This is a genomic window from Subtercola sp. YIM 133946 (assembly GCF_036553535.1).
In the GTDB taxonomy this organism is placed as follows: domain Bacteria; phylum Actinomycetota; class Actinomycetes; order Actinomycetales; family Microbacteriaceae; genus Subtercola.
Genome location: NZ_JAZHPE010000017.1, coordinates 59,736 through 79,966, shown reverse-complemented (window position 1 = coordinate 79,966; position 20,231 = coordinate 59,736). Strand labels below are relative to the sequence as shown.

19 protein-coding genes are annotated in these 20,231 nt (G+C 68.3%); 6 read left to right on the top strand and 13 right to left on the bottom strand.

The genetic code is table 11. The annotated features are described in order from the left end of the window. Positions 1-147 precede the first annotated feature (147 nt). Complete coding sequence (guaB, locus tag V3W46_RS06675) at positions 148-1,650, bottom strand: IMP dehydrogenase (RefSeq protein ID WP_331782310.1); 1,503 nt, start codon at positions 1,648-1,650, stop codon at positions 148-150. A gap of 183 nt (positions 1,651-1,833) precedes the next feature. Between guaB and V3W46_RS06670 the strand changes: the two genes are divergently transcribed. Genes V3W46_RS06670 through V3W46_RS06655 form a run of 4 tightly spaced genes read left to right on the top strand, consistent with a single transcriptional unit; the run spans position 1,834 to position 6,016 of the window. Then, on the top strand, positions 1,834-3,222 hold the full coding sequence (locus V3W46_RS06670; RefSeq protein WP_331782309.1) for a branched-chain amino acid ABC transporter permease: 1,389 nt from the start codon (positions 1,834-1,836) through the stop codon (positions 3,220-3,222). Positions 3,223-3,235: 13 nt separating this feature from the next. Next, the gene (locus V3W46_RS06665; RefSeq protein ID WP_331782308.1) at positions 3,236-4,225 is read left to right on the top strand and encodes a branched-chain amino acid ABC transporter permease; all 990 of its coding nucleotides are present in this window, start codon (positions 3,236-3,238) and stop codon (positions 4,223-4,225) included. Then, a complete protein-coding gene (locus V3W46_RS06660; RefSeq protein WP_443069943.1) occupies positions 4,215-5,219 on the top strand; it encodes an ABC transporter ATP-binding protein in 1,005 nt (334 codons plus the stop codon). The genes V3W46_RS06665 and V3W46_RS06660 overlap by 11 nt, the downstream gene beginning before the upstream one ends. Beyond that, positions 5,216-6,016, top strand: a complete 801-nt coding sequence (locus V3W46_RS06655; RefSeq protein WP_331782307.1) for an ABC transporter ATP-binding protein — start codon at positions 5,216-5,218, stop codon at positions 6,014-6,016. The genes V3W46_RS06660 and V3W46_RS06655 overlap by 4 nt, the downstream gene beginning before the upstream one ends. Positions 6,017-6,180: 164 nt before the next feature. On the opposite strand, the gene V3W46_RS06650 is transcribed toward V3W46_RS06655, so the two are convergent. The 3 genes from V3W46_RS06650 to groES form a co-directional block, all read right to left on the bottom strand. After that, entirely contained in the window at positions 6,181-7,509 is a 1,329-nt protein-coding gene (locus V3W46_RS06650) for an ABC transporter substrate-binding protein (protein ID WP_331782306.1), read from the bottom strand. 85 nt (positions 7,510-7,594) lie between these two features. After that, positions 7,595-8,605 (bottom strand): EamA family transporter RarD, encoded by a 1,011-nt coding sequence (gene rarD, locus V3W46_RS06645; RefSeq protein WP_443069944.1) that lies wholly within the window; start codon positions 8,603-8,605, stop codon positions 7,595-7,597. 8 nt (positions 8,606-8,613) lie between these two features. After that, positions 8,614-8,910 carry a co-chaperone GroES gene (gene groES / locus V3W46_RS06640; RefSeq protein ID WP_331782305.1) on the bottom strand — a complete coding sequence of 99 codons (297 nt, stop codon included), beginning with the start codon at positions 8,908-8,910 and terminating at the stop codon, positions 8,614-8,616. 141 nt (positions 8,911-9,051) lie between these two features. Here groES and V3W46_RS06635 point away from each other — a divergent pair, with 141 nt between their 5' ends. Next, entirely contained in the window at positions 9,052-10,242 is a 1,191-nt protein-coding gene (locus V3W46_RS06635; RefSeq protein ID WP_331782304.1) for a class I SAM-dependent methyltransferase, read from the top strand. 114 nt (positions 10,243-10,356) lie between these two features. Here the strand turns inward: V3W46_RS06635 and V3W46_RS06630 are convergent, their stop codons facing one another. The 9 genes from V3W46_RS06630 to glmS form a co-directional block, all read right to left on the bottom strand. Next, positions 10,357-11,019, bottom strand: a complete 663-nt coding sequence (locus tag V3W46_RS06630) for a hypothetical protein (protein ID WP_331782303.1) — start codon at positions 11,017-11,019, stop codon at positions 10,357-10,359. Positions 11,020-11,125: 106 nt separating this feature from the next. Further along, entirely contained in the window at positions 11,126-11,407 is a 282-nt protein-coding gene (locus tag V3W46_RS06625) for a DUF4190 domain-containing protein (protein ID WP_331782302.1), read from the bottom strand. 109 nt (positions 11,408-11,516) lie between these two features. Beyond that, on the bottom strand, positions 11,517-12,569 hold the full coding sequence (tsaD, locus tag V3W46_RS06620; RefSeq protein ID WP_331782301.1) for a tRNA (adenosine(37)-N6)-threonylcarbamoyltransferase complex transferase subunit TsaD: 1,053 nt from the start codon (positions 12,567-12,569) through the stop codon (positions 11,517-11,519). Next, the gene (gene rimI, locus V3W46_RS06615; RefSeq protein ID WP_331782300.1) at positions 12,566-13,081 is read right to left on the bottom strand and encodes a ribosomal protein S18-alanine N-acetyltransferase; all 516 of its coding nucleotides are present in this window, start codon (positions 13,079-13,081) and stop codon (positions 12,566-12,568) included. Before rimI ends, tsaD begins: the two co-directional genes overlap by 4 nt. Continuing rightward, positions 13,078-13,875: a tRNA (adenosine(37)-N6)-threonylcarbamoyltransferase complex dimerization subunit type 1 TsaB gene (tsaB, locus tag V3W46_RS06610; RefSeq protein ID WP_331782299.1), complete on the bottom strand. Its 798-nt coding sequence runs from the start codon at positions 13,873-13,875 to the stop codon at positions 13,078-13,080. The genes rimI and tsaB overlap by 4 nt, the downstream gene beginning before the upstream one ends. Beyond that, the gene (gene alr / locus V3W46_RS06605) at positions 13,868-15,688 is read right to left on the bottom strand and encodes an alanine racemase (protein ID WP_331782298.1); all 1,821 of its coding nucleotides are present in this window, start codon (positions 15,686-15,688) and stop codon (positions 13,868-13,870) included. Before alr (V3W46_RS06605) ends, tsaB begins: the two co-directional genes overlap by 8 nt. Continuing rightward, a complete protein-coding gene (gene alr / locus V3W46_RS06600) occupies positions 15,685-16,815 on the bottom strand; it encodes an alanine racemase (protein WP_331782297.1) in 1,131 nt (376 codons plus the stop codon). Before alr (V3W46_RS06600) ends, alr (V3W46_RS06605) begins: the two co-directional genes overlap by 4 nt. Next, positions 16,812-17,306 (bottom strand): holo-ACP synthase, encoded by a 495-nt coding sequence (locus V3W46_RS06595; protein WP_331782296.1) that lies wholly within the window; start codon positions 17,304-17,306, stop codon positions 16,812-16,814. Before V3W46_RS06595 ends, alr (V3W46_RS06600) begins: the two co-directional genes overlap by 4 nt. 30 nt (positions 17,307-17,336) lie before the next feature. Beyond that, positions 17,337-19,184, bottom strand: a complete 1,848-nt coding sequence (glmS, locus tag V3W46_RS06590) for a glutamine--fructose-6-phosphate transaminase (isomerizing) (RefSeq protein ID WP_331782295.1) — start codon at positions 19,182-19,184, stop codon at positions 17,337-17,339. Positions 19,185-19,257: 73 nt separating this feature from the next. Here glmS and coaA point away from each other — a divergent pair, with 73 nt between their 5' ends. After that, positions 19,258-20,211, top strand: a complete 954-nt coding sequence (gene coaA, locus V3W46_RS06585) for a type I pantothenate kinase (RefSeq protein ID WP_331782294.1) — start codon at positions 19,258-19,260, stop codon at positions 20,209-20,211. Positions 20,212-20,231 lie beyond the last annotated feature (20 nt).

Here is a 20,231-nt window from a genome sequence, read left to right as displayed (position 1 = left end):
CTCAACCTGCGCCGGTTGAGTAGGCCGCAGGCCGTATCGAAACCTACCGCCACTCAACCTGCGCCGGTTGAGTAGGCCGCAGGCCGTATCGAAACCTGCAGCCACTCAACCTGCGCTGGTTGAGTAGGCCGCAGGCCGTATCGAAACCTACCGCCGGTAGTTGGGCGCCTCGACGACCATCTGGATGTCGTGCGGGTGCGACTCCTTGAGGCCCGCGGCGGTGATGCGCACGAACTTACCGCGCGCCTTCAGCTCGTCGATCGACCGGGCGCCCACGTAGAACATCGACTGGCGCAACCCGCCGAGCAGCTGGTACGCCACGTTCGACAGCGCACCGCGGTAGGGCACCTGGCCCTCGATGCCCTCGGGGATGAGCTTGTCGTCGCTCGGCACGTCGGCCTGGAAGTAGCGGTCTTTCGAGTACGACGTCTTCTCGCCACGGGTCTGCAACGCACCGAGCGACCCCATGCCGCGGTAGCTCTTGAACTGCTTGCCATTGACGAACACGAGGTCGCCCGGGCTCTCATCGCAGCCGGCCAGCAGCGAACCGAGCATCACCGTGTCGGCGCCGGCGACCAGCGCCTTCGCGATGTCGCCGGAGTACTGCAGGCCGCCGTCGGCGATGACCGGCGTGCCGGTCTCGCGCGCAGCGAGCGACGCCTCGTACACGGCAGTCACCTGCGGCACGCCCACGCCCGCGACGACGCGGGTGGTACAGATCGAGCCGGGGCCCACACCCACCTTGATGGCGTCGACACCGGCGTCGATGAGCGCCTGGGCGCCCGACCGGGTGGCGACGTTGCCGCCGATGATCTCCACCCCGGCGGCTGCCGGGTCTGACTTCAGACGACGCACGATGTCGAGCACACCGGCGCTGTCGCCGTTGGCGGTGTCGACCACGAGCACATCGACGCCGGCATCCACCAGCGTCATCGCGCGCTCCCATGCGTCGCCGAAGAAGCCGATGGCCGCGCCGACTCGCAGGCGGCCCTCCTCGTCTTTCGTAGCGTTCGGGTACTTCTCACTCTTGTCGAAGTCTTTGACGGTGATCAGTCCGCGCAGCCGGCCCTCGCCGTCGACGAGCGGCAGCTTCTCGATCTTGTACTGGGCGAAGATCGCGATGGCGCCGTCGGGGTCGATGCCCACGGGAGCGGTGATGAGGGGGGCCTTCGTCATGACGTCGCGCACCAGGGTGGTGCTCTTCTCCCAGGCCGAGACGAAGCGCATGTCGCGGTTGGTGATGATGCCCACGAGGATGCCCGACTCGTCGACCACGGGCAGCCCCGACACACGGAACTGGCCGCACAGGGCGTCGGCGTCGGCGACGGTCGCGTCGGCGCGGGTCGTCACGGGGTTCGTGATCATGCCCGACTCGCTGCGCTTCACCTTGTCGACGTTCGCGGCCTGGTCGTCGATCGAGAGGTTGCGGTGGATGACGCCGAACCCGCCCTGGCGTGCCATGGCGATGGCCATGCGCGACTCGGTCACCGTGTCCATCGCCGACGAGAGCAGCGGCGCCTGCAGGCTGATCTTCTTGGTCAGACGCGACGTCGTGTCGGCCTCACTCGGGATCACGTCGGTGTGGCCGGGCAGCAGCATCACATCGTCGTAGGTGAGCCCGATGAATCCGAACGGGTCGTTCTGTTCCATGTGATTTCTTCTCTCGTTTGCCGGCGCGAGCGACATCTTAACTACCGTGCCAATTCTAACGGCGTGATGTGGGCTCATATTCCGTAGCCGCTCGAAACACGACCGACACAAACGCCTTATAACGTAAGCTCACTTGCAACTCGAAGAGCCCAAAGACGTGCGCTCGTTCCCGGAGGTTAAAACTTGACGACACTCGTAGTGCCGCGAAGGCCCGACGGCCGCGCCAGACTGTGGCGCCTCGCTGCCACGCTCATGCTGGCGATCGTGGCGATCATCACAATGGTGAGCCTCAGCGCATCGCCGGCCGAAGCGGCCACCGCAGCCCCGACGGCCGCCTGCGCGACCGACCCGGCCACGGGCTGCCTCCAGGGCACCATCAAGCTGCCGAACGGCGATCCCGCCGTCGGCATCAAGCTGGAGGTCAAGGGCGGCGATCTCGACACGACGATCACGACCGGCGACGACGGCAAGTGGAGCCAGGCGATCACGGTCGCCGGGCCCTACACGATCACGCTCGACACCACCTCGATTCCCGACGGCGCCGTGCTCGACTCGGCCGCCAAGAATCCTGCGACGGTCACCGGTGCGCTGAACAAGAACGTCGGGTTCGTCTTCAAGATCGTCGGTGGCACCACCGCGGCCGACGGCACAACCACGCAGACGCCGACCACCGACAGCGGCACCGGCATCTCGTTCGACCGCTTCGCCCAGCAGTTCGTCTCGGGCATCCGGCTCGGCCTGCTGCTGGCGCTGGCCGCGGTCGGCCTGTCGCTCATCTTCGGCACGACGGGCCTGTCGAACTTCGCGCACGGCGAGCAGGTGACCCTCGGCGGGTTGCTCGCCTACCTGTTCGCGAACGTGCTCGGCCTGAACCTGATTCTGGCGGCGATCATCTCGGTGGTCATCTGTGCTGCAACGGGCTACTTCCAAGACGCGTGGATCTGGAAACCGCTGCGCAAGCGGGGCCTCGGCACGACACAGCTGATGATCGTGACGATCGGGCTCTCGATCGCGCTGCAGTACACGTTCCAGTACTTCCTCGGGGCGTCGACCGTTCGCATCGACCAGGCCAACCCGGTGGTCATCGACCTCGGCCCGGTCACGCTCTCGTCTCAGTCGCTCATCTCGATGGGCATCGCGGTGGTCATCATCGCCGCCGTCGGCTGGGTGCTGGTGAAGACCCGCATCGGCCGCGCGACCCGCGCCGTGTCAGACAACCCGGCCCTGGCCGCTGCGTCGGGCATCGACGTCGACCGCATCATCCGCCTCGTCTGGACCTCGGCGACCGCTCTGGCGGGCCTCTCGGGCGTGCTGCTCGGCCTCGTGCTCAACGGCGTCAACTGGCAGACCGGTCTGCAGCTGCTGCTGCTCATGTTCGCCGCCATCACCCTCGGTGGCCTCGGTACCGCGTTCGGCGCCCTCGCCGGCGCCATGATCATCGGCCTGGTGGTCGAACTGACCAACCTCGTGCTGCCCGGCGACTTCAAGTACGCCACGGCACTCATCATCCTGATTCTGGTGCTGCTCGTCAGGCCGCAGGGTATCTTCGGGCGCCGAGAGCGCATCGGTTAGAAGGGCTGCACTCATGGATCAACTGCTGCAAACGCTGTACGCAATTTTCAATTCGGCGATCTCGCCCCAGACCGCTGCCCTCGCGATCGCGGCCATCGGCCTCAACATCCACTTCGGTTACACCGGGCTGCTGAACTTCGGCCAGGCCGGGTTCATGCTGATCGGGGCATATGGGTTCGCCATCTCGATCATCGGCGGTCTGCCAATCATCCTCGCCATCATCATCGCCCTCGTGGCGGCGCTGGTGTTCGCGCTCATCCTCGGTATCCCCACGCTGAAGCTGCGGGGCGACTACCTGGCCATCGTCACGCTGTCTGCCGCTGAGATCGTGCGGATGATCGGGCGTTCGTCTCTGCTCACGAACGTGACCGGCGGCTCGAACGGCATCACCGGCAACGAGTACCGCAGCCCCTTCACCGACCTGTCGTTCTTCGGCAACGGGCACATCGACCTCGGCCCGTTCAGCTACGACGCCACCGGATCGAACGGCTGGTGGTTCATCGCCACGGCGTGGTTCGTGGTCGCTGTGCTCTGCCTCTTCGTGTGGGCCATCATGCGCAGCCCGTGGGGCCGCGTGCTGCGCGGCATCCGCGAAGACGAAGACGCCGTGCGCAGCCTCGGCAAGAACGTCTACAGCTACAAGATGCAGGCGCTGATCCTCGGTGGTGTCATCGGTGCGATCGCCGGCATCGTGTACATCCTGCCGGCCTCACTGCAGGCCGACAGCATGGGCCGCTCGATGACATACTTCATCTTCACCGCGCTGCTGCTCGGTGGCGCCGCGACCGTGTTCGGCCCTGTGCTCGGCGCCATCGTGTTCTTCGCGATCAGGCTGTTCGTGCAGGGCATCGCGGGCCAGTTCATTCCCGCGAGCATCATGAACGGCCAGCAGACCGAGCAGTTCGCCTGGATCGTCATCGGCGTCATGCTCATGCTCGTCGTGATCTTCAGGCCGCAAGGTATTCTCGGCAACAAGAAGGAGCTGAGCTTCGATGTCAAGTGACGTACCCACCACCACCAGCACGATGACCGTGGCCGGCGCCGCCGCCAAGGCGAGCGTCGCCGAGGTCGCGGCCGTGCCGGGCGTCTCGAAGCCCGACCCGATTCTCACCGTCGACCATGTCACCCGGCGCTTCGGCGGCATGACGGCGGTCGACGTGAACCACCTCGAGGTTCAGCGCGGCATCATCACCGCCCTGATCGGCCCGAACGGCGCCGGCAAGACCACGTTCTTCAACCTGATCACCGGCTTCGACAAGCCGAGTTCGGCCCCGAAGCTGATCGGCGGCCCGAAGGCCGGCGAGGCCGCGAAGTCGACCTTCAACGGTCGCGACGTGGGCAACACCGGCGCCACCAAGGTGGCGAAGATGGGCATGGTCCGCACCTTCCAGCTCACCAAGGCGCTGTCGAAACTCACCGTCATCGAGAACATGCGGCTCGGGGCGAAAGACCAGCCCGGCGAGAACCTCTTCGTCTCGGTCATCAAGCCCCTCTGGGCCAAGCGCGAGGCCGAGATCACGGCCAAGGCCGAAGAACTGCTCGCACGCTTCAAGCTGCTCGAGAAGAAAGAGGACATGGCGGGCAGCCTGTCGGGCGGCCAGAAGAAGCTGCTCGAGATGGCGCGGGCGCTGATGAGCGACCCGGTCATGATCATGCTCGACGAGCCCATGGCCGGCGTCAACCCCGCGCTGACGCAGTCGCTGCTCGGGCACATCCAGGCACTGCGAGACGAAGGGATGACCGTTCTCTTCGTCGAGCACGACATGCACATGGTGCGGCACATCTCCGACTGGGTGGTCGTCATGGCCGAGGGCAAGGTCGTCGCAGAGGGCCCATCGGGCACCGTGATGGACGACCCCGCCGTCATCGACGCCTACCTCGGTGCGCACCACAACACCGACCTGGGCGACGACTCGCTGCTGACCGACGAGGTCGCAGAAGAGCTCGCCGCCGAAGTGCAGAACGAAGAGCTCACGGAAGGTGAGACCAAAGCATGACCGACACACTCCCCGCCTCAGGCGCAACCGAGACCCGGGTTCCGGTGATGCAGGCGACCGACCTGGTCGCCGGCTACCTGCCGGGCATCAACATCCTCAACGGCTGCAACCTCGACGTGTACCCCGGCGAACTCATCGGCATCATCGGACCGAACGGTGCCGGCAAGTCGACGCTGCTGAAGGCTCTGTTCGGCCTGGTGAACGTGCGCTCAGGCTCCGTGACGCTGAAGGGTGAGAACATCACCGGCCATAAGGCCAACAAGCTCGTACAGGCCGGCGTGGGCTTCGTGCCGCAGAACAACAACGTCTTTCCGTCGCTCACCATCGAAGAGAACCTGCAGATGGGCCTCTTCCTGCGCCCCAAGATGCTCAAGGAGCGCCTCGCCGCGATCTTCGACATCTTCCCCGTGCTCGCCGACCGTCGTGGCCAGCGGGCGGGATCGCTCTCGGGCGGTGAGCGCCAGTCGGTCGCCATGGCCCGCGCGCTCATGATGGATCCGTCGGTGCTGTTGCTCGACGAGCCCTCCGCGGGCCTGTCGCCCGTGCGGCAGGACGAGACGTTCATCCGCACCCGCCGCATCAACAAGACCGGCGTCTCGATCATCATGGTCGAGCAGAACGCCCGCCGCTGCCTGCAGATCTGCGACCGCGGCTACGTGCTCGACCAGGGCCGCAACGCCTACACCGGCACAGGCCGCGAACTGGCCGACGACCCCAAGGTCATCGAGCTCTACCTCGGCACCCTCGCCAAAGACGTCGAGGAGGAGACGGGTCACGACGCTCCAGGCGCCATCTGACACTCGTCTCTCTGCCACGAAAGGGCCCCGCCGGTCATCCGGTCGGGGCCCTTCGTTCGTGCTGCGTCGCGCGCTCTGCCCGCCTGCGGCAGGCACGAAGAAGCCCCCCGCCCGGATGACCGGGCGGGGGGCTTCGTGCGTGTCAGTCACGCGAGCGGAACTCCCTAGTAGGAGGTCTCACCTTCGATGGCCGACTGGAACTGAGGAACGTTGCTCGAGTCGAACTTGTAGATGCCGATGAAGGCACTGGAGGGCTCGTTGTGCGAGTTGAACGGACCGATGCCGGCCTGGCCGGTGTACTGGATCTCGGTACCGGCAGAGACCAGCGGGGCGCACTCGGCGTACGAGGCGCACTTGGTGCCACCGTTCGCACCGGAGACAGCAGCCAGCTGCGCGTTCAGGTCTGCCGAGACGTTCGACTTGGCCTTCAGGGCCGCCAGAGCGGTCAGGATGGTCGCGTCGTACGACTCAGGAGCGTACGAGAAGTCGTTCAGCGAGGCGTTCTGCGTGCTCTGGTACCAGTCGGTCAGCTGCTTCTGGAACTCGGTGCTGGGGTGAGCACCGGGGATCGTGCCCTGGGCGTTCGTCAGCGTGCCGGCCTGGAAGTCTTTGCTGTAGTCGGCGGTGTTGCCGTCTGACATGTAGACCTTCGACATGTCCCAGCCCTGCGCAACGAGCTCAGGAACGATCGACTTGGTCTCGTCGAACGCCAGGATGACGATCGCGTCGGGCTGGGTTGCCAGCGCGGCGGTCACTTCAGCCGAGAACGTGGTCTGGCCGGGAGGGAACTCCTGGCCGGCGCCGGTGGCACCGTAGACGACGGTTCCGCCTGCGGCTTCGATGCTCTTCTGCGTGAAGTCGCGGAGACCGGTACCGTACGAGTCGTTGAAGACCAGGAAGGCGACCTTCGAGTTGCCGTCACCGGTGATGAGCGAACCGAGCGCTGAACCCTGAACCGAGTCCGGCGGAGCGGTGCGGTAGTAGAACGGACCGTAGCCCGACAGCTTGGCCGACGTGTTGGCCGGCGAGATCTCAGTGATCTTGGCCGACGCGAAGGCGTCGACGACGTTCAGCGAGACGCTCGACGAGGCAGCACCGATGGCGACCGACGGCTTGGCCGCGATCAGCTTCTGGGCCGAGGCGGTCGAGACGCTGAGGTCGGTCGAGTCACCCGAGTCGGTGGCGAGGATACAAGCCTGCTTGCCGTCGACACCACCGGCGGCGTTGATGTCTGAGACCGCGAGGCCGACACCGGCCTGCTCCGGCGGGTTCAGGTAGGCGAGGCTACCCGTGATGGGGAGGATGGTACCGACGACCAGGTTGTTGGCGGTCGAGGCATCGCTCGCGCAGTCGGCCTCTGAGGCCGACGCCGACGACGACGCCGAAGAAGACGGAGTTGAGCTGCCACCGGAGGCACAGCCGGAAAGCATGATGGCAATGATGCCTGCTCCAGCCAGAATCGACGTCCGGAGGGCATACTTGGATTTGATCATCCTGTGAACCCTTTCATTGTGCTCGCGAGCCAGGCACCTCCGGGCGGAGGCACCCTCGCGTTCATTAGGGTCAAACCTAGGGTTTCTATGTTTCGAGTGTGTTTTCTGAGTGTGCCGTGCGAATATCGTTAGCAATTCGTAACCCGTCGCCCCGACGGTTTCTGCGAGCCTGACGCAGCAGGTCGACCGACAGGATGATCAGCGCCAGCCACACGAGCGCGAACCCCGCCAGGCGTTCCGGCGGCATCGGCTCGCCGAGCAAAAACACCCCGATGATGAACTGCATGATCGGGGTCAGGTACTGGATGAAGCCCATGTAGGTCAGCGGCAGCCGCTTCGACGCTGACGCGAACAGCAGCAGCGGAACGGCGGTGACCACCCCCGCACCCACCAGTGCCGCCGTGTGCCACGGGTCACCGTGACCGAACGTGATGCCGGTGGTCGCCCCGACCACGCAGAGCTGCACGACCACGATCGGCACGAGCCACAGCGACTCGAGGGTGAGCCCGTTGACGGCGTCGATGCGCGGCCCGACCTGTTTCTTGACGAGGCCGTAGAGGCCGAACGAGAACGCGAGGATGAGCGCGATCCACGGCGGCGCCCCGTAGCCGACCGCCAGCACGACGACGGCCACGCCGCTGATGCCGAGTGCCACCCACTGCGCGACGCGCAGCTTCTCGTGCAGCAGGAAGACGCCGAGCAGAATCGTGACGATCGGATTGATGAAGTAGCCGAGCGAGGCCTCGACGACCTGGCCGCTGGTCGTCGCCAGCACGTACGTCTGCCAGTTGACGTAGATCAGCACACCCGCGACGCCCATCACGAGGATGAGCCGCGGTTCGCGGAAGACGCTGCCGAAGCTGCGCCAGCGCCGCACGGCGGTGATCAGCACCGCACAGAAGACGAGCGAGAAGATGACCCGCCAGGCGACGATCTCGAACGCCGACGAGGGCGCGAGCGCGAGGAAGTAGATGGGCAGCAGGCCCCAGATGAGATAGGCTCCGACGGCGAACAGAGCGCCGGAGCCGACGCCCGCGCTCGGCGGGGCCGATTCAACAGAAGAAGGCCCGGGCAGGTTCTGCCCGGGCCTTCTCAGTGAACTCACTATCGAACGATAACAGCCAGAACGTCGCGAGCAGACAGCACGAGGTACTCTTCGCCCGCGTACTTGACCTCGGTTCCGCCGTACTTCGAGTACAGAACCTTGTCGCCGACGGCGACGTCGAGCGGCACGCGATTGCCGTTGTCGTCGATGCGGCCGGGGCCGACAGCTTCGACGACGCCCTCCTGCGGCTTCTCTTTGGCCGTGTCAGGAATGACGAGACCAGACGCCGTGGTCGTTTCTGCTTCGACCTGCTTGATAACGATGCGATCCTCGAGCGGCTTGATGGAGACCGACACTGTTGACCTCTTCTTTCTTCGGTTCAAAAGTCACTTTGTTGGCACACTCACACTGAGAGTGCTAATCCGAGTTTAGGGGTCGGGTTGGCACTCGGTCAACCTGAGTGCCAATGCGTGACGGCTGCCGTCTAAACTGACGCCATGGAGAGAACCGACCTCGAGCTGCTGATGACGGCCGAGGGGCTGCGGTTGCTCGACTCGCTGCCGCCGTACACCGACGGGTCGACGATCGTGCGGTCGGTGGCGGCGCTGCGCAAGCAGGGCCACTCGGCCGGGCTGGTCGGCGCCGTGATGACCCAGGCCCGGCTGCGCGCCAAAGCCGCTCAGAAGTTCGGCCCGTTCGCCGAACGGATGCTCTTCACCGAGTCGGGCCTCGAACAGGCCACTCGGCTGAGCGTCGCCGCCCTGCACGCCGGCCGGTTCCGTGACGCCGGGGTGACGAGCGTGGCCGACCTCGGCTGCGGAATCGGCGCCGACGCGCTCGCCTTCGCCGCCATCGACCTGACCGTGACCGCCGTCGAACGCGACGAGGTCACCGCCGCGATCGCGGCCTACAACCTCGCCCCGTTCGCGTCGGCGACTGTCGTGCACGGCAGCGCAGAGACCTTCGACCGGCAGAGCGTCGAGGGGCTGTACCTCGACCCCGCTCGGCGCACCGCGGGCCACACGAACACCGCGCGCCTCACCGACCCGGCCGACTTCAGCCCGTCGCTCGACTTCGTCTTCGATGTCGCCCGTGAGCAGCCGACCGGCGTGAAGCTCGGTCCGGGGCTCGATCGCGAACTGCTGCCCGACGACGCCGAGGCGCAGTGGGTGTCGGTCGACGGGCAGGTGGTCGAGACAGGGCTGTGGTTCGGCACAGTGGCCCGGCCGGGCATCCGTCGTTCGGCGCTCGTCATCAGGGGGTCTGCGCGCCACGAGCTGACAGCGGCCGCCGACAGCGACAACGTCGACCAGGGCCCCCTCGCGGGTTACCTCTACGAACCCGACGGCACTGTGATTCGGGCACGGCTCATCGGCGACCTGGCTCGCAGCCTCGGCGCTCACCTGGTGTCGTCGCAGATCGCCTACCTGACGTCAGACGCGCTGGTGCCGACACCGTTCGCCTCGGCGTTCCGGGTGCGCGAGATGCTGCCGTTCAACGTGAGCAGCCTGAAGCGCGAGCTGCGCGCCCGCAACATCGGCAGCCTCGAGATCAAGAAGCGCGGCGTCGACGTCGATCCGGCGACCCTGCGCCCGCGGCTCGCGCTGCAGGGAGCCGAGCGGGCGACGCTGTTCGTGACGCGCAGCGAGGGCCGGCACGTGGCCATCCTCGCCGACCGCCTGCCCTGACCGAAGGCCTGGCCGGCCGACGACCCGGAACGTGCGGGCGGCCGGGCACAGCAGCGGCGCGGAGCCGAAGCCCCGCGCCACGCGGTCACGCCGCCGGCTCGCGCCGGTGAGGCGTCAGTAGCTGTAGCTGTACGCCGAGTTGAACCCCACGACGATCCACACGATGAACAGGATGATCAAGACGATCGACAGCGCGATGCCGGCGAACCCCGTGATGATCGCCGTCAGCCAGAAGCCCTTCGCCGCCGGCTCCTTCTTGCGGCCCAGGAAGCCGAGAACGATGCCGGCCACCGAGAAGATGAAGCCGCCGATGCCCCAGCTGAAGATCGAGATCAGCAGGCCGAGAATACCGGCGATCATGCCGATGATGCTCAGAATGGGCGAGCGAGCGCCGGTGGAGGCGGCGTAACCGGGAGCACCGTAGCCGGGCGCCCCGTACTGCGGAGCACCGTAGCCGGGCGCGGCCGGCGCCGCCGGGGCACCGTAGTTCGGGGCGGCGGGAGCACCATAGTTCGGCGCCGGGGGCGCCGGGGGCGCCGCGTAGGTCGGAGCAGCCGGCGGGGCCGGAGCCTCATACGTCGGCGCGGGCGGTGCCGGTGGTGCCGGTGGCTGCACCGGCGGCGGCGTGGGCTGGGTGGGCGCAGCGGGCGGAGCCGTCGGCGGCACCCCGGGCGCCGGAGTCTCCGGTGGGGTGTCAGACGCCGCGGGCGGCACGGGCGCCGAGGGCGGCGTCTGCTCGGGTGAACCCGAACCTGCCGGTGTGTTTGGATCGGTCATGATGACCCTTCCTTCCGATTGTTCCTGAACGAATGCGCTGAACTAGCTCCGAGCCTAGCGAGCCGTGCCGTGCCGACGGCAGCCCCCACGCCCGGTGAGCGGTGAGTCAATAGGTTGTGACGGTGGTCGAGCTCGCCGCCACCGCGATGACGACGATCACCAGAATGATGCCGATGATGAGCTCGATGAAGCCGATCACGATGCCGGCGAGGGCCAGCCCGCGGCCGCTCTCGCCCGTGCGCTTGATCTGGCTGAGGGCGACGAAGCCGAGCACGATGCCGATGATCGTGAACCCGACGATCGACACCACCAGCGATACGATCGCGAGCACATTGGTGCGGGGGGCGACGGGCCCAGAGGCGGCGCCGTACGGGGCAGGTGTGGTCATGACAGATCTCCTTGTGACGAAATCGCCGTTGAGGCGGCGCGCCCATAGTGACAGCGTTCGTGACGTTGTGTCAACGTCTGCGACACACGACGACACAGCTGCTATGGCGTCAGAGAACGTGCACCTCGGTGACCGGCAGCGTGGAGTCTGCACCGAAGTCGAGACCCGACGGCCGAGCACCGCGCATGATGAGCTGGGCGCCCAGGGCGGCGATCATCGCACCGTTGTCGGTGCATAGCGCGAGCGGGGGTATCCGCAGCGTCACGCCGGCCGCGGCGCAGCGCTCTTCGGCGAGTGCCCGGATGCGCGCATTCGCGACGACGCCTCCGCCGAGCAGCAGCCGCGGCACGCCGAAGTCGCTGCAGGCCGCCAGCGCCTTCGTGATCAGCACGTCGGCCACCGCTTCGCGAAAGCTCGCGGCCACATCGGCCAGCGGAATCTCTTCACCCCGGTCGCCGCGCGCCTCCACCCAGCGGGCGACCGACGTCTTCAGCCCAGAGAACGAGAAGTCGTAGCGGTGGGCGGCCATGTCTTTGGGCTGGCTGAGCCCGCGCGGAAAGCGGATGGCCTTCGGGTTGCCGCCCACCGCCACTCGGTCGATGTGCGGCCCGCCCGGGTAGGGCAGCCCCAGCACCCGCGCCACCTTGTCGAACGCCTCGCCTGCGGCGTCGTCGATCGTCTCGCCGAGCAGCTCGACGTCGTCGACGAGGTCGCGCACGTACAGCAGTGACGTGTGTCCGCCTGACACCAGCAGCGCGATGGTCGGATACTGCAGCGGCTCGGAGTCGGGCGTCACCAGGTCGACCCCCACGTGCCCCACCAGATGGTTGACCGCGTACAGCGGTCTGCCGGTCGCGAGCGCGAGGCCCTTGGCCGCCGCCACACCCACCATCAGGGCACCCGACAGCCCCGGCCCGCTGGTCACCGCGATCGCGTCGATGTCGTCGAACGTCAGCTGCGCCTCGTCGAGGGCGGCACGGATGGTCGGGGTCAGTGCCTCGAGGTGCGCACGCGCCGCGATCTCGGGCACCACTCCCCCGTACCGGGCGTGCTCGTCCATCGACGAGGCGATGGCGTTGGCCAACAGCGTGGTGCCCCGCACGATGCCGATTCCGGTCTCGTCGCAGCTGGTCTCGATGCCGAGCACAACCGGATCGGTCATGAGATCACCTTTCGTGCCGGCAGCTCGAGGCGCATGACGATCGCGTCGACGTTGTCGGGCTGGTAGTAGCCCCGCCGCACACCCACGGGCAGAAATCCGAGCGTCTCGTAGAGGTGCTGGGCGCCCGGGTTGTCGGCGCGAACCTCCAGGAACACGCGGCGGGCATGCCGCTGAACCGCCTCAGCGACCAGCGCCTGCATGAGGGTTCGGCCGAGGCCGTGCCCGCGGGCATCCGGTGCCACAGCGATGGTCTGAATGTCGGCGTCGTTCGACCCGCGCGGGCTGAGCAGGCCGGCGTAACCGAGCAGCGGCGCGTCGGGATGCCCGGGGTCTTCGGCCACGAGATAGTGGCAGTGCGGGTTCGACACGTCGGCCTGCATCATGGCGCGGCTCCACGCGTCGGATGTGAAGGTGCTCGTCTCGAGCCGCATGATCGCGTCGACGTCGGCGGGCGTCGCGGCGCGGATCGCCCACGCAGGTGCCGCGGCGGTGCCGCTTGGGGCGTCGGTCATCGCTGTGTCACCCGCTTGGCACCGGTCGAGAGGGTGACGTCGGGCGAGCGCAGGTAGAGGGCCTGGTCAGCCACGAGCGGCGCACCGGAACGACGGGTTTCGAGCGCCACCGCGGCGAGCGCGGCGGCCGAGACGTGGGCGGCGTCGAGAGTGCTGGCGTGCCCGTGCGGCAGGGCATCCGGCTTGGCGAGGCCGGGGCCGTCGATGCGTTCGGGTAGCGAGCCGTCGCCAGCGAGCCGGTAGAGCGACCAGTAGACCTCACGGCGGCGTGCGTCTGAGACGACGAGCAGCTCGCCCGTGCGGCCGTCGTGCTGCGCCGAGACGGCGATGGCGTCATGGCTGACCACCGGCAGCAGCTCGATGCGACGACCCGTCGCGAAGGCGTGGGCGGCCGCGATGCCGACGCGAAGGCCGGTGAACGGCCCGGGCCCCATGCCGGCCACCACGGCGGTCACCTCGGTGCGGTCGACGGATGCCTCGGCCAGCGCCTGCTCGATCAGCCGCCCGATCACCTCGGCGTGCTTCATCGTGTCGTAGCCGTTGGCCTCGCTGAGCACGCCCCGTGCCCCGTCGACCACGGCCACGCTGGTGCCGGCCGACGTGTCGATAGCGAGCAGCACCTCGCGCGCCGCGCCGCCGGAGCCGGTGCCGCGACCGGTGTCGTCGCCGGAGCCGGTGTCGTGACGGGTGTCGGAGGCTGTGCTGAGGCCAGTGCCAGTGCCAGTGCCGGTGCCGGTACCGTGCCCCCGGCCGCTCGCCGCCGCGGCGCCCTCGGGGCGGGCGTCGTCACTCATGGCCGGTGCCTCCGCTCGTGCGCCGAGCGGTTCGCCGGTACAGCGTCACCGTGCGCGGCTCGACCGGGGCGTCGATGTCCTCGCCCTCGCCGTCACCAGCCGCGCTATCAGCTGCGCCCTCGCCGTCACCAGCTGCGCCATCAGCTGCGTCCTCGCCGTCACCAGCCGCGCCATCAGCTGCGCCCTCGCCGTCACCAGCCGCGCCATCATCGCCGCCCTCGTCACCTTCGCCGGGGGCGGTGTCACCGCGCGGGCGGTCGATGACCAGCTCGAGGTAGTCGTCGACGATCAGATCGACCAGGCCGGCGCCCCACTCCACCACCACGATCGACCCGGCGAAGTCGATGTCGAGGTCGTCGAGCTGCGCTGCCCCATCGAGGCGGTATGCATCGACGTGCACCAGCGGAACGCCCGTCGCGGCGTTCGGATGCGTGCGGGCGAGCACGAACGTGGGGCTGGTGACCGATCCGCGCACGCCGAGCCCCTCGCCGAGCCCGCGCGTGAACGTCGTCTTGCCCGCTCCGAGCTCGCCGGTGAGCACCAGCACGTCGCCGGCCCCCAGCCGCCGCGCGAACTGCACACCGAACGCGTGCATGGCCTCCGGGTCGTCGATGACCCAGGTCTCGCCCTCCGCCTGTGCCGCATCGGCCACGTAGACCCGCCGCACCCGCGGGCCGACCCGCGACACGATCTCGTCGCCGATGGTCTTCGCCCAGCCGGCCCACTCCTCGGCCGTCGGGATGCTCGCCGCCGAACCCGGCACCACTGCACTACCGTCCACCGCCCGCGGGCCACCGGCCTCCCGGCCTTCACCGAACACCACGACCTCGTCGCCCACCGTCACGGCCGCGTCACCCACGTCGACCACGAACTGGTCCATCGCGATGCGCCCGGCGATCGGGTAGCGTCGGCCGCCGATCCACACCTGCCCGCGCCCGTTCGCCGCCCGCGGTATGCCGTCGGCATACCCCAGCGGCACCAGTGCCAGCGTCGTCGAGGTCGGCGCCCGGTAGTCGAACCCGTACGACACGCCGTGACCCGCCGCAACACGCTTCACCGCCACCACCGGCGCCGCCAGCGTCATCACCGGGCGCAGCCCGAGCTCGAGTGCCGACTCGTCGTCGAACGGGGTCACACCGTAGGCCGCGATACCGAACCGCACCAGCCCGAGTCTGGCCTCGGGCATCCGGATGCCCGCCGAACTCGCCGCGAGGTGAACCAGCTCGAACCGCGCCCCCAGCCGCTCGGCGACCTCGACCGCCGTGTGCAGCTCGGCGAGCGCCACGGCGTCGTCGGCCGGCGAGGCGTCGGCCAGGTGCGACCACGCGGCGAAGAGACGCACCGAACCGGCGTCGTCGGCCGCCATCGCTGCCCTCACGAGCCCCGGCCACTGCTCGGCGCTCGCCCCGTTGCGGTGCAGCCCGGTGTCGATCTTGAGGTGTACGCGCGGGGCGACGGATGCCCGGGCCGCCGCAATCGCCTCGATCTGCCATTCGGCCGAGATGCCGAGATCGATGTCGGCCCCGGCAGCCGCGCCGAAGTCGGCGTCTGGCGCGTGCATCCACGCGAAGATCGGTGCCGTCACACCGGCCGCACGCAACGCCAGCGCGGCCGGAATGTCGAGCACGGCGAGCGACGACGCACCCGCCTCGAGCGCCGCGAAAGCCAGCTCGACCATGCCGTGCCCATACGCGTCGGCCTTCACTGCGAGCATCGTCTCGGCCGGCCGGGCGAGCGAACTCAGCACGCGCACATTGTGTCGAAACGCGTCGAGGTTCACCAGCGCCTGCCGCTCGGGCGCGTCGCCGCTCATGACGTGTACCTGCGCTCGAACCGCGGCCCGATGCGTGTGACGATCTCGTAGTTGATGGTCTCGGCCGCCTCTGCCCACTGTTCCACCGCCGGATAGCCGTCGGCCGGGTCGCCGAACAGCACCACGCGGTCGCCCACGGCGACATCGCCGTCGTGCACGTCGACCACGAACTGATCCATGGCGATGCGGCCCGACACCCGGTAGACCTGCCCGTCGATCCACGCCGGGGCTCGGTTCGACCCCAGCCGCGGAACCCCGTCGGCGTACCCCAGCCCCACCAGCGCGAGCGTCGAGGCTGCGGCGGTGCGGTAGGTGTAGCCGTACGAGACACCGCTGTCGGCCTCGACCCGTTTCACCGCGATCACCCGGCCCTCGAGCCGCATCGCCGGCCGCAGCCCGAGGTCGGCCGACGTACGGTCGTCGAACGGCGACAGGCCGTACATGCCGATACCGAGCCGCACCAGTGACAGCCGCGTCTCGGGCAGCCGCAGCGTGGCGGCCGTCGCGGCGAGATGGATGATCGCGGGATCGAGCCCCGCACCACGCGCCCTGGCGACCGCGTCGTCGAGCCTGCTCAGCTGCTGCCGGTCTTCGTCATCGTTCGCATTCGACAGGTGACTGAAGAGCCCGACGACCTCGATGACCCCGGCCGACTGCAGCTGCGCCGCGCGCGCGAACACCGCCGCCCACTGGCCCTCCGCTGCCCCGTTGCGCCCCAGCCCCGTATCCACCTTGAGCTGCACCCGCGCGGCACCGGCCGCTGCGTCACGTCGCTGCGCGGCGCCCGCCACCGCGTCGAGCTGCGCCACCGAGCTCACGCCGACGTCGATGCCGTGGCGGAGGGCCACGTCGAAGGTCGCCTCGGTGCCGTGCAACCACGCGAGAATCGGCTCGGTCAACCCGGCCTCCCGCAACCGAACCGCCTCGTCGATGTCGGCGACCCCGAGCCAGGTCGCGCCAGCCGACACCGCAGCGCGGGCGACCTCGACGGCGCCGTGTCCGTACCCGTTGGCCTTGACGACCGCCATCACCTGGGTGTCGTCGCCGACCAGCGCTTTCACCGCCGCGACGTTGTGCCGCACGGCCCCGAGGTCGATCGCTGCGAGCCGCAGCGGCTGCCCGCTCATGCCGCACCCCGGGCATCCGCGTCGCCGCGCCCCATGCCGACCGCGCCGCCCGAAACGGCAGCCGTGCCGCCCGCAGTTGCTGCGCCGCCCGCAACCGCGCCGCCCTCGGCAGCCACCGACCCATGCCGCGGCGCCTCGCCGGGCCCCTCGGCCACGACGAAGGCGCACGCCGAGTCACCGTCGTGACTCAGCGACAGGTGCAGAATCGTGATGCCGTGCAGCGCCACTCGCTCGGCGGCCACCCCGGCCAGCAGGAACGACGGCCGGCCGTGCTCGTTCTGCACCACCTCGACGTCGTGCCAGCGGAACCCCGTCGAGTCGCCGACTGCCTTGATGAGGGCCTCCTTCGCCGCGAACCGAGCGGCCAGCGACCGCAGGGAGAGCTCGCGTTCGCTGGGAGCGAACAACCTCTGGCGCAACGCCGGCGTACGCCTCACCTGCCGCTGAAACCGCGGAACATCGACGATGTCGACGCCGACCCCCACGATCACGCGGGCACCTGCCCGAACGCGTTCACGGCTCTACTCGACCGTGACCGACTTGGCCAGGTTGCGTGGCTGGTCGACGTCGAGGCCCTTCGCAGTCGCGAGCTCCATCGCGAAGATCTGCAGCGGAACCACCGCCAACAGCGGCTCGAACAGCGGGCCGGCCAGCGGAATCGGAATCACCTCGTCGGCGAACGGCAGCACCGCCGCGTCACCCTGCTCGGCGACGGCCAGGATGCGCGCACCACGCGCCCTGATCTCCTGGATGTTCGACACCACCTTCGCGTGCAGCGAGTTCGGGTCACGGGGGCTCGGCACCACAACGAAGACAGGCTGCCCCGGCTCGATCAGCGCGATGGGGCCGTGCTTGAGCTCGCCGGCCGCGAATCCCTCGGCGTGGATGTACGCCAGCTCTTTGAGCTTCAACGCACCCTCGAGCGCCACCGGGTAGCCCACGTGCCGCCCGAGGAAGAGCACCGCGCGGGTGTCTGACATCCACTTGGCGAGCTCGCGGATGCGGCCCTGCGTCTTCAGTACCGTCGTCAGCTTCGCCGGAATCGCGCCGAGCTCGTCGAGCGCGCCGCTGATCTCGGCCGGGCTGAGCGTGCCGCGCACCTGCGCGAGGTGCAGGCCGAACAGGTAGAGCGCCGCGATCTGGGCGACGAACGCCTTCGTCGACGCGACCGCCACCTCGGGGCCGGCGTGGGTGTAGATCACCGCGTCTGATTCGCGGGCGATGGTCGCGCCCTGGGTGTTGCAGATCGACAGCGTCTTCGCCCCGGCCTCGATGGCGTACTTGACGGCCATCAGCGTGTCCATCGTCTCGCCCGACTGACTGATCGACACGACGAGCGTGGTCGGCGTCAGGATGGGGTCGCTGTATCTGAACTCGTGCGAGAGCTGCACTTCGACCGAAATGCGACCCCACTTCTCGATGGCGTACTTGCCGAGCATCCCCGAATAGCTGGCCGTACCGCACGCGATGACGATGATGCGGTCGACGTCGGCCAGGTGCGCCTCGAGCTCGCCGAGGTCGGGCAGCGACACGGCGCCGTCGACGATGCGGGTGCGCAGCGTGTTGGCCACGGCCTCAGGCTGCTCGCTGATCTCCTTCGCCATGAAGCTCGACCAGCCACCCTTTTCTGCCGCCTTCGCATCCCACGACACGTGGAACTCCGAGGTCGGCACCTCGGTGCCGAAGAAGTCGGTCACGAGCACCGACGTGGGCGTGATGGTCACGATCTGGTCTTGCCCGATGGCGACGGCCCGCTGGGTGTGCTCGACGAAGGCTGCGACGTCTGAGCCGAGAAAGTTCTCGCCCTCGCCGAGCCCGATCACGAGCGGCGAGTTGCGGCGCGCGCCGACGACGACCTGCGGCTCGTCCCGGTGCAGGGCGAGCAGTGTGAAGGCGCCCTCGAGGCGCACGACCACACGGGCCAGAGCCGCGGCGAGCCCGTCGCCGGCGTCGTACTCCTCGCCCAGCAGCTTCGCCGCGACCTCGGTGTCGGTCTCGCTCTCGAAGGTGTAGCCCTTCTCGAGCAGCTCGGCCTTCAGCTCGGAGAAGTTCTCGATGATGCCGTTGTGGATGACCGCCAGCTTGCCGTCGCGACTGAGATGCGGATGCGCGTTCACATCGGTCGGGCCGCCGTGCGTCGCCCAGCGGGTGTGACCGATACCGGTCGACCCGTTCTGCAGCTTCTCGCGCTTGAGGTCGTCGACCAGGATCGCGAGCTTGCCGGCGCGCTTGCGCGTCACGAGTTCACCGTCTTCGGTGATGATGGCGACACCCGCGGAGTCATACCCCCGGTACTCGAGTCGCCGGAGTCCGCCGAGCAGAACCTCCAGGCTTTGAGGTCGTCCGACGTAGCCCACGATTCCACACATGGATTCGATTTTACAGGGGCCACCTGTGCGGCAGGCGTCAGGCACAGCGCGCGTGCGGCAGAATAGGAGTTCTATGGCTGATTCCGCATCGATTCCAGCAGGGGGTCAGACCACCCCGTTCGTAGAGATCGACCGGGCGGAGTGGGCCGCACTCGCGCCGGCGACGCCGCATCCTCTTCTCGAGACCGAGATCGTTCAGCTCCGCGGTCTCGGCGAGCCGCTCGACATGACCGAGGTCGCCGAGGTGTATCTGCCGCTCAGCCGGCTGCTGAACCTCTACGCGGCGGGCTACCGCCAGCTGCACCGGTCGACCAGCGACTTCCTCGGCGAGAAGGCCCGCAGCACCCCATTCGTCATCGGGGTCGCCGGCTCGGTGGCGGTGGGCAAGTCGACCATCGCCCGCCTGCTGCGCGAACTGCTCGCCCGCTGGGACGACACGCCCCGCGTCGAACTCATCACCACCGACGGCTTTCTGCTGCCGAACGCCGAGCTGATCCGCCGCGGCATCCTCGATCGCAAGGGTTTTCCTGAGAGCTACGACCGTCGCGCCCTGCTGCGGTTCGTGAGCGCGGTGAAGAGCGGCGCGGCCGAAGTTCGCGCACCCTTCTACTCCCACCTCAGTTACGACATCGTCTCTGATGCGCAGATCGTCGTGCGCCAGCCCGACATCCTCATCGTCGAGGGCCTCAACGTGCTGCAGCCGCCGTCACCGGGCCACAGTCTCGCGGTGAGCGACCTGTTCGACTTCACGGTGTACGTGGATGCCCGCACCAGCGACATCGCACACTGGTACGAAGAGCGCTTTCTGAAGCTGCAGCGCGGCGCGTTCGCCAACCCGAGCTCGTACTTCCATCGCTACGCGAGTCTCACCGAAGAGCAGGCGCGCACCACGGCGGCCTCGATCTGGCAGGCCATCAACCAGCCGAACCTCGTGCAGAACATCCTGCCGACGCGCTCGCGTGCCACCCTCGTGCTGCGCAAAGACTCGAACCACACGGTCAAGCGCGTGCTGCTGCGCAAGCTCTAGCGCGCGGCGGGGCTCAGCGC

What these genes read in the sequence shown, in the direction of transcription:
- glmS (WP_331782295.1), bottom strand. Translation starts at nt 19,184, where the DNA reads ATGTGTGGAATCGTGGGCTACGTCGGACGACCTCAAAGCCTGGAGGTT.
- V3W46_RS06655 (WP_331782307.1), top strand. Translation starts at nt 5,216, where the DNA reads ATGACCGACACACTCCCCGCCTCAGGCGCAACCGAGACCCGGGTTCCG.
- V3W46_RS06635 (WP_331782304.1), top strand. Translation starts at nt 9,052, where the DNA reads ATGGAGAGAACCGACCTCGAGCTGCTGATGACGGCCGAGGGGCTGCGG.
- V3W46_RS06650 (WP_331782306.1), bottom strand. Translation starts at nt 7,509, where the DNA reads ATGATCAAATCCAAGTATGCCCTCCGGACGTCGATTCTGGCTGGAGCA.
- tsaB (WP_331782299.1), bottom strand. Translation starts at nt 13,875, where the DNA reads ATGAGTGACGACGCCCGCCCCGAGGGCGCCGCGGCGGCGAGCGGCCGG.
- coaA (WP_331782294.1), top strand. Translation starts at nt 19,258, where the DNA reads ATGGCTGATTCCGCATCGATTCCAGCAGGGGGTCAGACCACCCCGTTC.
- alr (WP_331782298.1), bottom strand. Translation starts at nt 15,688, where the DNA reads ATGAGCGGCGACGCGCCCGAGCGGCAGGCGCTGGTGAACCTCGACGCG.
- rimI (WP_331782300.1), bottom strand. Translation starts at nt 13,081, where the DNA reads ATGACCGACGCCCCAAGCGGCACCGCCGCGGCACCTGCGTGGGCGATC.
- guaB (WP_331782310.1), bottom strand. Translation starts at nt 1,650, where the DNA reads ATGGAACAGAACGACCCGTTCGGATTCATCGGGCTCACCTACGACGAT.
- V3W46_RS06660 (WP_443069943.1), top strand. Translation starts at nt 4,215, where the DNA reads ATGTCAAGTGACGTACCCACCACCACCAGCACGATGACCGTGGCCGGC.
- V3W46_RS06630 (WP_331782303.1), bottom strand. Translation starts at nt 11,019, where the DNA reads ATGACCGATCCAAACACACCGGCAGGTTCGGGTTCACCCGAGCAGACG.
- tsaD (WP_331782301.1), bottom strand. Translation starts at nt 12,569, where the DNA reads ATGACCGATCCGGTTGTGCTCGGCATCGAGACCAGCTGCGACGAGACC.
- V3W46_RS06665 (WP_331782308.1), top strand. Translation starts at nt 3,236, where the DNA reads ATGGATCAACTGCTGCAAACGCTGTACGCAATTTTCAATTCGGCGATC.
- V3W46_RS06625 (WP_331782302.1), bottom strand. Translation starts at nt 11,407, where the DNA reads ATGACCACACCTGCCCCGTACGGCGCCGCCTCTGGGCCCGTCGCCCCC.
- alr (WP_331782297.1), bottom strand. Translation starts at nt 16,815, where the DNA reads ATGAGCGGGCAGCCGCTGCGGCTCGCAGCGATCGACCTCGGGGCCGTG.